The 13,534-nt window shown below is 36.7% G+C and carries 10 protein-coding genes; 5 read left to right on the top strand and 5 right to left on the bottom strand.

Going from position 1 to position 13,534, the window contains the following annotated elements; genetic code table 11:
• Positions 1 to 53 precede the first annotated feature (53 nt).
• Both ACZDYH_RS13665 and ACZDYH_RS13660 read right to left on the bottom strand, forming a co-directional pair.
• Positions 54 to 1,025 (bottom strand): MBL fold metallo-hydrolase, encoded by a 972-nt coding sequence (locus tag ACZDYH_RS13665; protein ID WP_088362695.1) that lies wholly within the window; start codon positions 1,023 to 1,025, stop codon positions 54 to 56.
• Between the two features lie 95 nt (positions 1,026 to 1,120).
• Positions 1,121 to 1,330: a DUF3925 domain-containing protein gene (locus tag ACZDYH_RS13660; protein WP_000844982.1), complete on the bottom strand. Its 210-nt coding sequence runs from the start codon at positions 1,328 to 1,330 to the stop codon at positions 1,121 to 1,123.
• Positions 1,331 to 1,553: 223 nt separating this feature from the next.
• Between ACZDYH_RS13660 and bsaA the strand changes: the two genes are divergently transcribed.
• Positions 1,554 to 2,036, top strand: coding sequence for a glutathione peroxidase (bsaA, locus tag ACZDYH_RS13655; RefSeq protein WP_000219434.1), 483 nt, complete (start codon positions 1,554 to 1,556; stop codon positions 2,034 to 2,036).
• Positions 2,037 to 2,119: 83 nt separating this feature from the next.
• On the opposite strand, the gene ACZDYH_RS13650 is transcribed toward bsaA, so the two are convergent.
• From ACZDYH_RS13650 to ACZDYH_RS13640, 3 genes are read right to left on the bottom strand one after another with little or no spacing between them, the layout of a single operon-like run.
• Positions 2,120 to 4,348, bottom strand: coding sequence for a transglutaminase TgpA family protein (locus ACZDYH_RS13650; protein ID WP_474886396.1), 2,229 nt, complete (start codon positions 4,346 to 4,348; stop codon positions 2,120 to 2,122).
• Positions 4,345 to 5,559 carry a DUF58 domain-containing protein gene (locus ACZDYH_RS13645; protein WP_088362697.1) on the bottom strand — a complete coding sequence of 405 codons (1,215 nt, stop codon included), beginning with the start codon at positions 5,557 to 5,559 and terminating at the stop codon, positions 4,345 to 4,347. The genes ACZDYH_RS13650 and ACZDYH_RS13645 overlap by 4 nt, the downstream gene beginning before the upstream one ends.
• Complete coding sequence (locus ACZDYH_RS13640; RefSeq protein ID WP_049107454.1) at positions 5,559 to 6,521, bottom strand: AAA family ATPase; 963 nt, start codon at positions 6,519 to 6,521, stop codon at positions 5,559 to 5,561. Before ACZDYH_RS13640 ends, ACZDYH_RS13645 begins: the two co-directional genes overlap by 1 nt.
• 505 nt (positions 6,522 to 7,026) lie before the next feature.
• Here ACZDYH_RS13640 and ACZDYH_RS13635 point away from each other — a divergent pair.
• Genes ACZDYH_RS13635 through narI form a run of 4 tightly spaced genes read left to right on the top strand, consistent with a single transcriptional unit; the run spans position 7,027 to position 13,432 of the window.
• Positions 7,027 to 10,710: a nitrate reductase subunit alpha gene (locus tag ACZDYH_RS13635; RefSeq protein WP_088362698.1), complete on the top strand. Its 3,684-nt coding sequence runs from the start codon at positions 7,027 to 7,029 to the stop codon at positions 10,708 to 10,710.
• Positions 10,700 to 12,175, top strand: a complete 1,476-nt coding sequence (narH, locus tag ACZDYH_RS13630) for a nitrate reductase subunit beta (protein WP_000692658.1) — start codon at positions 10,700 to 10,702, stop codon at positions 12,173 to 12,175. Before ACZDYH_RS13635 ends, narH begins: the two co-directional genes overlap by 11 nt.
• 19 nt (positions 12,176 to 12,194) lie before the next feature.
• Positions 12,195 to 12,725, top strand: coding sequence for a nitrate reductase molybdenum cofactor assembly chaperone (narJ, locus tag ACZDYH_RS13625; protein WP_002204795.1), 531 nt, complete (start codon positions 12,195 to 12,197; stop codon positions 12,723 to 12,725).
• A gap of 17 nt (positions 12,726 to 12,742) precedes the next feature.
• Positions 12,743 to 13,432, top strand: coding sequence for a respiratory nitrate reductase subunit gamma (gene narI / locus ACZDYH_RS13620; protein ID WP_000969209.1), 690 nt, complete (start codon positions 12,743 to 12,745; stop codon positions 13,430 to 13,432).
• The last annotated feature ends 102 nt before the right edge of the window (positions 13,433 to 13,534 follow it).

Raw genomic sequence — 13,534 nt, 5'->3', positions numbered from 1 at the left:
CAAAAAAAGAAGAGATATACAATAACTACTGTTGTATATCTCTTCTTTTACTGTTAGTTAATAGTGGAGTTTGCTTTTTCTTGCTTCGTGAAATAATCAATAATGCCCATTGCGCTAATTTCTATATCTAAATGTAAAATATTATAAACGGAATGATCTGATGGAACGTTTAACTTTGTAAGATGAGAAGAGATTTTATCCATTAACAAAGTTTGTAAAGCTTTAGTCGCTTCATCGAAATCATTATACTTTTCAAAGACTTCCTTACCAGTCTGAACGAAAATAGGTAGCCAATGTTCCAGTTGATTGTATACTTCTGTAACATGAGAGGATGCGCCGTAATGACCGAAATAAATAGTATCTACATCCATACTTTGAATATGATTTTTAGAAGCAATCATCGCATCTGGTTGAAATTGTGAAGGGGACGTTGATGGTAGATACAGTTCTACACCAACGTTTGCGAGTTCTCTATAATAAATTCCAATTGTATCACCAGTGAAAATCCCGTTTGTTAATGAATCGTGAATGCTAATATGGTGCTTCGCATGTCCTGGTGTATCGTAAAATGTAAGGGTGCGGTCTTTTGCAATTTTTAACGTATCACCATGTTGTACAATATGAACACGTTCTTCTTCAATTGGAAGAATTGGATCAAAGAGTTTATTGAAATCTTCTTTGTAGACAGCTTTTGCACCTAAAATGAGTTTTGTTGGATCAATCATATGACGAGCACCACGAGAATGCACATATAACGTAGCATTTGGGCACTTCTCCATCATTAAACCAGCTGCGCCAGCGTGATCTAAATGCACATGTGTAACGATAATGTTTTTAACATCGTTTAAATCAATATGTAATTGTTGTAAGCCGTCTAAAATATACGGAAGAGAAGGGGCTGCACAAGTTTCAATTAAAGTAATATCGTCACCTAATAAAACGTACGTACCTGTTCGTTCATTATGCTGTAAATCGAAATCATCAATAAGATATAGGTGAGAAGATAATTGCTCTACTTTTTTCATATTTACCACTCCTTATATACTGCATGTTTCTATTATACGCTAAAATAGAAAAAGGCAGAAAACGAAAGCTCGTCTTCTGCCTTTTTAAAGTGTTGTTATTTCGTTTGTTCTCTATTGATAGACATAACGAACAGTCCAACTATGCCACCAACGATTGGAAGCATAATCTCTCCTGCTAAATTAAAGTAGGAGCTTAAAAATAAACCATTTACATCGATTACCCAGCCAGTAACATACAATAACATCATATATAGTACGAAATAAAACTCGCGATTTGAAATCGTTTCATGTTGTGCAGTTTTCATAATGAACACCATCCTTTTCTTTTATAATGGAATATAAACTGTCACATTTTGTTCACAATTTAATTGTAAAACTTTCCATCATAAAAGTCTAGTGGTATGTGTCGAATTTTGAATGGAAATAAAGCGCTATCATTATATCTTATAAGTACGTAATAAGAGCTGTATATTCACGAATATAGTATAGTATAAATATAGAATGATAATGAAGAGAGGGGCAAAGACAATGACAGTTTATGATTTTTCAGCTAAAACAATTACAGGTGAAGAAAAATCGTTAAAAGATTACGAAGGAAAAGCACTTCTTATTGTCAATGTAGCTAGCAAATGTGGTTTTACACCACAATATAAAGGATTACAAGAGGTGTATGATAAATATAAAGACCAAGGACTCGAAATACTCGGATTCCCTTGTAACCAATTCGGGGGACAAGAACCAGGTACAGAAGCGGATATTACTAGTTTTTGTGAATTAAACTACGGTGTAAACTTCCCAATGTTTGCAAAGGTTGATGTGAAAGGTGATAAGGCTCATCCTTTATATACATACATGACAGAACAAGCACCAGGTTTACTCGGTATGAAAGCAGTGAAATGGAATTTTACGAAGTTTTTAATCGGAAAAGACGGGAAAGTAGTAGGGCGTTTTGCGCCGCAGACGAAGCCGGTAGATTTAGAAGTTGAGATTGAGAAGGTACTTGGAGAATAATTAGGAGCTTCACTTTATTAAAAAACGTCTCAAAGAACAATGTAGTTCTTTGAGACGTTTTCTTTAAACTCACATTTTCAAGATTAAATAACTGTATCAAAGCCATCTGATTTAGGTAGAGAAGCTGCTTTTTTCATAAGCACTTCCCATAAGTGTACAGATTTCTTCCATTCTTCTGCAGCCTGCTCCTGTTTATACATAGCGTTCTCATAACTGGCAGTAAGTTGTTGCATATCGGCCGAGTTGTAAAGTGTATCGATATGGAGAGCGTATTCTCGGAATGTTTGACTTTCACTCCGTGGTATGCCAATTCTCGCAAATTGTTTTAAAAGTGCACCGTAAGCTTTTTGATAAACAGCATCATTTTTTCGGTATTTATAGAAATGAATAATAAGAAATGTCATCCATTTCATTCTAGTTGTGAAGAGAATGTATCCTATAATACTAATTAGTATCGTAGAGAGGAATACGTACCACCAAGAAAAGCTAGTTTTAGAATTTGTGACCTTTTTAGTAGAAGCTTCTTCTGTATTTTCTATTAAACTTTTAAGTTTTGCTTCATTATTTCGTTGTTGTATTTGCTCGTTATTAGAATTATTTGCTTCGCTATTTTGTGAAATAGGAGCAGGCGTATTATTTATAAAATTATAGGGATTGGTAAATCCTTTTGTTGGTTCGAATGGAATCCATCCGTATCCTGGGAAATATACTTCGACCCAAGAGTGTGCGTTATCGTTCGTGATTGTATAAACATCCGCACCTTCTGCAGAGGCAAGCGTATTGTCAAGAGTTCCTTCTGTATAGCCTTTTACCCAGCGAGCAGGAATCCCGGCAGAACGAAGTAGTACAATCATAGACGTCGAAAAATTATTACAGTAGCCGCTTTTTGTATCGAAAAGGAATTGATCTACATAATCTTGGCTTTTGGCAGGGAATAAGACATTCGTTGATTCGTATGTAAAAGAGTTGTCTGTGAAGTAATTTTCAATAGCTAATACTTTATCATATCGGTTGTCTTTATCATTTGTAAGATTGACAGCCAAGTCTTTTACGCGCTGTGGTAATGACTCGGGAAGTTGTGTGTACTTTGTCATAAAATAAGGGTTTGTTTCTTGACCTTCATTTGTTTTTACAGCTTTCAAGTTTTCTATGGAAAACTCAGAGATCTCATATGTTACTTTATACGAATGTAAAGTAGTAGAAGAGTCTCCATTCATTGTATAAATTTTTTCTGAAAACGGGTCAACACTGTATGATACATCAGAAGAAGCCTCAACTGATACTAATCCTGCTGGATAGGTAAGGTGAGGGTAACTTTTTTGCATGGTAATTGTTGCCTCAGTCGTTTCCGTTTTTGTATTTTGTTCGTACCAGCTTACGACGTCGTTTTTATTTTTAAAAGAAATCTTTTTCGGATTTCCAGAAATTTCCCAGCCTTTTCCTGTATAGAAATCTTTTGTTTCTACTCTCCAATATTGTTTGTTTTGCGTTCGTGCTGTGAAAACAATTGTAGGATCCGCCTTAAAAGGACCACCTAATCGCGAGTCATCTAAACCATACCCAATTGTAGAAACTTTTTGTTCTTTACTTGCTTCAGATGTGTTGAATTTTAAAAAATCCATTGGGTTTGGCCATTGAGGGCCAAATTTTGGAGCAAAGTATGCGATGGTTGCTAAGAATACAATAAATATTGTAAGTGGTCTAAGTAATTTTGAGATTTCCCTAGCATAATTTTGTAAGTGTTCACGCTCTTTTATTCGTTCTACTTGAAGAAGACTAAGCATAAAAAATCCGATGACAACAGTTCGAATAATAGCGTAGTTTGCATTGTATAAATGTAAGTTATGAAAAGTTGCGATATAAATAATAGTCAATACAAGAAATAGAAACCCACGTTTTTTATGAATAATCCAAAATGAAGTGAAAGAACTCAAAAACCAAAATGAGAGAAAAAATAAAACCGTCGGAAAAACTGGAGAAATATCTAGTAAATTCCCTTGGAAAAATAGGGAGGAATTTCGAGACATATCAGAAAAGAATGTTGTTAGCCAAGATGGATTTATAAAAGCATTTTTATAATATAGGGAATGAATGATAAATAGGACTGTGACAATTTTTATTGGAATCTGCCACCTCGTTTGAAAAAAAGAGAGAGCGAAGCAAATTCCTATAAATGTTACGAAAATATCTAATCTACCTACATTTGTAATACCTATAAGAGGTCTTAGCCATTCTAGTAAAAGAAGAAATACACACGCATGCATAAAGAATCTGTTCGTATCCCACTTGTATTTTGTTTGTAATGTTATCATTTGCTCACCTCAAAAAACACGTTTGTATACCGGTTTTCATAAACCGTGTTTACAAATATTTGTCGTTTTTTTAGAGTTTCTATTATACTGATTTCTCGGTGTGAAAGTTGATTCGCTTTTTCTTTCACGACAAAAACCATACATTTTCTATTTTTTATAGCAGCACAATCAGCCGCCTTTTGAATATCGGGAGAAAGATTACTGGTCACGAGTATAACCGTGACGGGCTCATAAATTTTTCTTAGTTCCATGTCTACACTCTGGGAGAGCGGGAATACACTGTCTGCTTGCACTTTTGCTAAATGAAAAAGGATTTGTTGTAACTGCGTATCTCCATTGTCTAAAGGGAAAATAGTTTGTTCTTTTCCGATAGACACGAATGATGCTGGTGAATTTTGTTTCAAGACAGCCCTTACGATAGAGGCAGTAAATGTGACGACTGATTCGAATAGAGGAGACTCGGTTCTGTCTATGAATATCATGACATTATGGCTGCGCTGTTGTTCAAACTCTTTTGTCATAATATTGCTTGTTCGTGCAGTTGCTTTCCAATCAATCCATGAAAAGCGATCACCAGGTTTATAGTCTCTGACACCGACAGAGATTGTAGAGTCTTTTGCGGAATTTATATTTGCTGAAAGCGCTCCTTGTTCGAAATGATTTTCCAATTGTCGATATGCTATATCTACATACTGGGGATAGACTAAAAATGTATCTGGAACTGAAAAAGTTACTTCTTTCTCTATCATGCCGAATAAATCGCCAGTTTTGACACGAACGCTTGAAAAAGTGTGCTCGCCTCTAGGGATTGTGTCAATAACATATTGAAACGAAATATTTCGTTTCAATCCTGGGAAGAGTACTACCTTATTCATCTTTGTTTGTTTACAACTTATAAATTGTGGTGGCAGTTCATCTTCTATAACTAAATAAAGTAAGGGAAAAGGAAATTTTCTTTTTATTGTAATCGTGCTTACAAATTGTTCTCCTACTACATATCCATTCTGGTTTGTTATTCGCTTTACTTCAGCGTCCCGTAAAGCGTAGAAGGGGAGTAGTAGCGAATAAAGAGCAATGGGAATTATGCTGTAAAACAAAAACCAACTGACAAACCCGCCTTGAAACATAGCGTACATAAATGTTAAGACTAGGCATAAAGGGAGTAGCAATAACTTCATAACGTGATATAGCGCTCGCAGCATTCGTTTCATCAAGGGTTCATCGTCCTTTGAGTAGGCACGGTAGTTCGTGCAACGATTTTTGCGATAACTTGTTCGCCAGTTATTCCTTCAAATTTTGCTTCCATTTTTAGAATGAGTCTATGTGCTAAAACGTAAGGAGCTAAAAATTTAACATCGTCTGGAATAACATAATTCCTGCCATGGATAAATGCATAAGCTTGTGAAGCTTTCATTAAAGCAATCGAGCCACGTGGACTTGCACCTAACTGTATAGAACTGTACGTACGAGTCTGATTAACAAGCTTTACAATGTAATGCTTAATTGCTTTGTCCATACTTACTACCTGTACGCTTTGTTGTAAATAAAGTAAATCTTCTATTGTAGTAATGGTTTGTAATTGAGAGAGTGGATTTGTTTTTTCCATCCGGTTTAAAATTTCAAATTCTTCCTCTGGTGTAGGATATCCCATTTTTAGTTTCAATAAGAAACGATCGAGCTGAGCTTCTGGTAGAGAATATGTTCCTTCATATTCGACTGGATTTTGTGTAGCCATGACAAAGAACGGCTTTGGTAAAGGTCTTGTAATACCATCTATTGTAATATTGCCTTCTTCCATACATTCAAGTAAAGCAGATTGTGTCTTTGGAGATGTACGATTAATTTCATCAGCAAGTACAAAATTCCCCATAATTGGTCCAGGCTTGAACTCAAATTGGAGCTCTTTCGGATTATAAATAGAAACTCCTGTTACATCTGACGGCAATAAATCAGGTGTAAATTGAATTCGCTTATAATCAGCATCAATGGATTTAGAAAGAGCACGTACTAGCATTGTTTTCCCGACACCAGGAACATCTTCTAATAGCACATGACCTTCAGCTAAGAGAGCTGTCAAAGCTAAGATTGTTTCTTTTCGTTTTCCGACCATTATTTTTTCAATATTATTGATTATTTTTTCTACAGTGGGATGTAATGAATCAAGCTGGGGCATCGTAATCCTCCTAATGTTATTATCGTTTTCTAATCAATTTAGTGGACATATTTCTAATTCTATATGTAGATAGTAAAAGGTCTACCTTAAATTCTGAGAATATTCAGATTATTTATTTCGATTACATCTAGTATAATTGTTTCCGTAACTAAGGGCAATACAGTAAATAATGATTTGTAGTTTTATGTAAAATCAGACTCAATATAAAATAATAACATTAGGAAAAAATTTCTTACATACAATTTATACTCTTTTCCTTATGGCAGTTTTGAAATAATATCAAAACTCTTTTTCTTTTGCAAAATAGTCGATACCTCAAAATAGCATTCTCCTAATAATTAAGATTAACCATAATCTTCACAACGGAACACAAGATTTTCTCACAAACTTATTTTCTACTGAATTTTTGACAATCTCTTGAACTGTGCGAAATGTCACATCTGTATTTTACAACCTCTCTTATAGTAAGGGTATGTAAGAGAGACGTATTAAAGGAGTGAACAGTATGAAGAAAAAAACTTCAGCACTAATGAGACGTTTAAAATATTTTTCACCAATAGATCGTTATAACGATAATCATACACAAGAAACATATGAAGATCGCGAATGGGAAAATGTGTACAGAAAGCGTTGGCAGCATGATAAAGTAATTCGTTCTACACACGGCGTGAACTGTACTGGTTCATGTAGCTGGAATATATATGTGAAAGATGGAATTGTAACTTGGGAAGGGCAGGAGCTTAACTATCCGACTACAGGTCCTGATATGCCAGATTTTGAACCGCGAGGATGCCCACGTGGAGCAAGTTTTTCTTGGTACATTTATAGTCCACTTCGTGTGAAATACCCGTATGTACGTGGTGTTCTTTGGAATATGTGGCAAGAAGAATTGCAAAATAACGAGTCACCATTAGAGGCTTGGAAAAGCATTGTGGAAAACCGTGAAAAGGCACGTACGTATAAGCAGGCGCGTGGTAAAGGGGGATTCATTCGTGCGAATTGGGATGAAGTGTTACAACTCGTTTCAGCTTCATTACTGTACACAGTAATGAAATACGGTCCAGACCGAAATGTTGGCTTTTCACCAATTCCAGCTATGTCGATGCTAAGTCATGCTGCTGGTAGTCGCTTTATGCAACTTATGGGTGGACCGATGCTTAGCTTCTATGATTGGTATGCGGATTTACCACCAGCTTCTCCTCAAATTTGGGGTGATCAAACAGATGTACCAGAAAGTAGTGACTGGTATAACTCTGGTTACATTATGACATGGGGTTCAAATGTACCAATGACGAGAACACCAGATGCACACTTTTTAGCAGAGGTTCGATATAAAGGAACGAAAGTTGTTTCTGTCAGTCCTGATTTCGCTGAATCAACAAAGTTTGCGGATGATTGGATTAGTGTGAAACAAGGTACAGACGGTGCACTTGCGATGGCAATGGGGCACGTAATCTTACAAGAATTTTACGTAGATAATCAAGTGGAATATTTCACAAAGTATGCGAAGCAATATACTGATTTTCCTTTCTTTGTCACATTGAAACAAAAAGGAGATCAATTCGTTGCTGATCGGTTCTTAAATGCTTCTGATATTGGACGAGAAACGAAGTTAGGGGAATGGAAACCTGTTCTTTGGAACGAGAATACGAATGATTTTGCAACACCTCACGGCACAATGGGGTCACGTTGGGATAATGAAAAGAAATGGAACTTGCGTTTAGAAGATGAAGAAACAGGTGAAAAGATTGATCCACGTCTTTCTTTACTTGGAATGGAAGAAGCGATTGGAACTGTACAAATTCCGTACTTCTCTGATGATGGAAACAAAGTATTAGAACGTACGATTCCAGTGAAAAAGGTTATGACAGAAGAGGGCGAAATGTTCGTTACAACTGTATACGACTTAACGTTAGCAAATTACGGTGTGAACAGAGGGCTTGGCGGACAAGAACCGAAAGACTTCAATGATGATATGCCGTTTACACCTGCATGGCAAGAGAAAATGACAGGAGTAAAACGTGAGCTTATTATTCAAATCGCTCGTGAGTTCGCACAAAATGCTGTTGATACGAATGGTCGCTCAATGATAATTGTTGGAGCAGGTATTAACCATTGGTTTAACTCTGATACGATTTATCGCGCCGTTTTAAATCTTGTTCTTCTCGTTGGAGCACAAGGTGTAAACGGCGGTGGTTGGGCTCATTATGTTGGTCAAGAAAAATTAAGACCAGCAGAAGGATGGCAAACAATCGCGATGGCAAAAGATTGGCAAGGGCCGCCAAAATTACAAAACGGTACATCTTTCTTCTATTTCGTAACAGATCAATGGCGTTATGAAGATACACCTGTTGGACATTTAGCATCTCCAGTTGAAGGCAACTCTCGTTATCAACATCACGGTGATTACAACGTATTAGCTGCACGACTTGGCTGGTTACCTTCTTATCCAACATTCGAGAAAAATGGAATTGAATTATATAAAGAGGCTGTTGCTGCTGGTGCAACAAAGCAAGAAGAAATCGGAAAATATGTTGCACAAAAATTAAAAGAAAAAGAACTGAAATTTGCGATTGAAGATCCAGATAACAAAAACAACTTCCCGCGCAACTTATTCGTATGGCGTGCGAATTTAATTTCGAGTTCTGGTAAAGGACATGAATATTTCTTAAAACATTTATTAGGTACAACAAACGGGTTAATGAATGACGACAGTGATTCATTACGACCAGAAGAAATAAAGTGGCATGAAGAAGCGCCAGAAGGAAAGCTTGATTTACTCATTAATTTAGATTTCCGTATGGCTGGAACAGCACTGTATTCTGATATCGTCTTACCTGCTTCAACTTGGTACGAAAAACACGATTTGAGCAGTACAGATATGCATCCATTTGTACATCCATTTAATCCGGCAATCGGTTCACCGTGGGAAGCGCGCTCTGACTGGGATATTTTCACTTCACTTTCTAAAGCTGTGTCAGATTTAGCGAAGAAAATTGATCTTGAACCAATGAAAGAAGTTGTTGCAACACCACTTCTTCATGATACACCGCAAGAATTAGCGCAACCACTTGGCAAGATTAAAGATTGGAGTAAAGGTGAATGTGAACCAATCCCGGGTAAAACGATGCCACAAATTCATGTTGTCGAAAGAGATTATAAAACGATTTATGACAAAATGACTGCGCTTGGACCGAATGTCGGAAAACAACCGATTGGTACGAAAGGGATCTCTTGGTCTGCGGAAAAAGAATATGAGCAATTAAAGAGCAAATTAGGAGTTGTTCGAACGGATTCTATCGCGAAAGATTGCCCAGACATAAAAGAAGCAATCAATGCTGCTGAAGCGGTATTAACACTATCTTCTACAACAAACGGTCATATGGCAGTAAAAGCATGGGAAGCACTTGAAAAACAAACAGATCTAAAATTACGTGATTTAGCAGAAGAACGTGAAGAGGAATGCTTCACATTCGAACAAATTACAGCACAGCCGAAAACAGTAATTACTTCTCCAGCATTTACAGGTTCAGAAAAAGGTGGACGCCGTTACTCACCGTTTACAACAAACGTGGAACGTCTTATCCCTTGGAGAACGATAACTGGTCGACAATCTTTCTACTTAGACCATGACATGATGAAAGAATTTGGTGAAACGATGGCAACATTTAAACCAATTCTGCAACATAAACCGTTCCGTAAATCACGGCCCGAAGTAGAAGGGAAAGAGATTACACTAAACTATTTAACACCGCATAATAAGTGGTCGATTCATAGTATGTACTTCGATTCATTACCGATGTTAACGCTATTTAGAGGTGGTCCAACTGTTTGGATGAATAAAGAGGACGCTGCTGAAGCGGGTGTTGCAGATAATGATTGGATTGAGTGCTTTAATCGTAACGGTGTTGTTGTAGCGCGTGCTGTTGTAACGCATCGTATACCGAGAGGAATGGCATTTATGCACCATGCGCAAGATCGTCACATTAACGTACCTGGTACGAAATTAACAAGTAACCGCGGGGGAACGCATAATAGTCCAACTCGAATTCACGTAAAACCGACACATATGATTGGTGGATACGGTCAATTAAGTTATGGATTTAACTATTATGGTCCGACTGGGAACCAGCGCGATTTAAACGTTGTAATTCGCAAACTGAAGGAGGTAGATTGGCTTGAAGATTAAAGCACAAGTCGGAATGGTAATGAACCTAGATAAATGCATCGGCTGCCATACTTGTAGCGTAACGTGCAAAAACACCTGGACAAATCGTCCAGGTGCTGAATATATGTATTTCAATAACGTAGAAACAAAACCTGGAATTGGTTATCCGAAACAATGGGAAGATCAGGATAAATATAAAGGCGGCTGGGAATTGAAAAATGGTGAAATTCAGCTGAAATCTGGTTCGAAAATGAAGCGTCTTATGAACATTTTCCACAATCCAGATCAACCAACAATTGATGATTACTTTGAACCTTGGAATTATGATTATGAAACATTAACAAATAGCCCACAGCGTAAGCATCAACCAGTTGCTCGTCCGAAATCAGCAATTACAGGCGAATTTATCGACAAAATTGAATGGGGTCCAAACTGGGAGGACGATTTAGCAGGCGGACATATAACAGGATTGCAAGATCCGAACGTAAAGAAAATGGAAGAAGAAATTAAAACTGATTTTGAAAACGTCTTTATGATGTATTTACCACGCATATGCGAACATTGTATGAATCCATCGTGCGTATCATCTTGTCCATCTGGTGCAATGTATAAACGTGAAGAAGACGGGATTGTACTTGTGGATCAAAATGCATGTCGTGCTTGGAGATTCTGCGTATCATCTTGCCCATATAAAAAAGTGTATTTTAACTGGCAAACGAATAAAGCTGAAAAATGTACAATGTGTTTCCCACGTATTGAAGCTGGTATGCCAACAATTTGTTCAGAAACATGTGTAGGACGTATCAGGTATATTGGGGTAATGCTATATGACGCTGATAAAGTAAAAGAAGCAGCTTCTGTTGAAGACGAAAAAGATTTATATGAATCTCAGCTTACTGTTTTCCTAGATCCAAATGATCCAGAAATAGCAGCTGAAGCGAAAAAACAAGGCATTCCTGAAGAATGGATTAAAGCGGCACAACAGTCACCAATCTATAAAATGATTATCGATTGGAAAATTGCTCTGCCTCTTCATCCAGAGTATCGTACAATGCCGATGGTTTGGTATATTCCGCCGCTTAGCCCAATTATGAATATGGTGGAAGGGAAAGGCAGTAACTGGCAAGCAGAAGAGATTTTCCCTGCTATCGATAATATGCGTATTCCAATTCAATATTTAGCGAATTTACTCACTGCAGGAGATGAATCACACATTCGTCTTACATTAAAGAAAATGGCTGTTATGCGAACGCATATGAGAGCGCTGCAAATTAATAAAGAGCCAAATGAAGCTGTATTAAAAGAACTTGGTTTAACAAAACAGGATGTAGAAGATATGTACCGTCTTCTTGCTATTGCGAAATATAAAGATCGCTTCGTCATTCCAGGCACTCACCGTGAACAAGTGGCAGATTTATATAGCGAACAAGGAAGCTGTGGTTTATCATTCGCAGGTGGTCCAGGCTCTTGTATGACAATTTCTTAAATAAAGGAGGCAGAAAATGATGAAACAAAGTTTACAAACTGCTTTTTCTTGTTCTTCTTTTCTTCTCTCCTATCCTGAACTAGGGTGGAGAGAAGCTGTAACTGAATTGCAAGAAGAGATTGAAACGATAGAAAAGGAAGAAGTTAAAGCATCACTTACAGCCTTTATAAAACAAGCGCTAAATAAAACGAATGATCAACTCATTGATAGTTACGTATATACATTCGATTTTGGTAAGAAAACAAATATGTATCTTACTTATATGAACACTGGTGAACAAAGAGAAAGAGGTATTGAATTACTGGAGTTAAAACAGCATTATAAAAAATCTGGTTTTGAAGTAACAGATAAAGAACTACCTGATTATTTACCGCTATTGCTTGAGTTTTTTGCAAATGCAAATGAGATAGACATTGAACCAATTATGAGTAAATACAAGGAGAACATCCAAGCATTACACGTTCAGTTAAAAGAAGCAGGTAGTATGTATGAACCAATTCTTGCGGCTGTTCTACTCGCTATCGATACATGGGGTGTACAGACAAATTAGAAAGGAGAGTTGTTAAAATGATGGATCAATTTCTATGGGTATTGTTTCCCTATATCATTTTTGCAATCTTTATCGGTGGACATATTTTTAGATACAACTATGATCAATTTGGATGGACATCAAAATCTAGTGAACTATTAGAAAAGAAAATGCTCCGAATCGGAAGTCTATTATTTCACTTTGGGATTATGTTCGTAATTGGCGGTCATGTTATGGGGATTTTAATTCCAGAAGCTGTATACCGTTCAATAGGTATTTCTGAGCATATGTATCATGTAATAGCAATTAGTTTTGGGCTTCCGGCAGGTGTTGCTTCTATCATCGGTTTAATTATATTAACGTACCGCCGCGTAACTGTAAAACGTATCATTGCAACGAGTACAAAGGGAGATTATATTGCGCTTATTTTATTACTTATCGTAATGCTAGCAGGACTTTCTTCAACATTTTTAAATATCGATTCAAAAGGATTTGATTATCGTACAACAATTGGCCCTTGGTTCCGAAGTCTCTTTATTTTCCAACCGAAAGTTGAATATATGATGGAAGTACCAGTATGGTTTAAAATTCATATTCTTGCAGGGATGGGTTTATTCGCAGTATGGCCATTTACAAGACTAGTACATGTATTTAGTGCCCCAATTAAATATGTAAGCCGTAGTTATGTAATTTACAGAAGACGTATTCCTAATGAGTTGAAAAAATAATACTGCTGTAAACGGATAGGAGCTAATGGTTAAAACGAAACGAGGTCTAATATGGAAGGCCTCGTTTTTGTTTACATAGGGAATAACCGTTAATAAATAGCT

Source organism: Bacillus sp. EB V-12, assembly GCF_056158125.1.
Note: the sequence above shows the minus strand (reverse complement) of the source record. Positions and strands in the feature narration are given on the sequence as shown.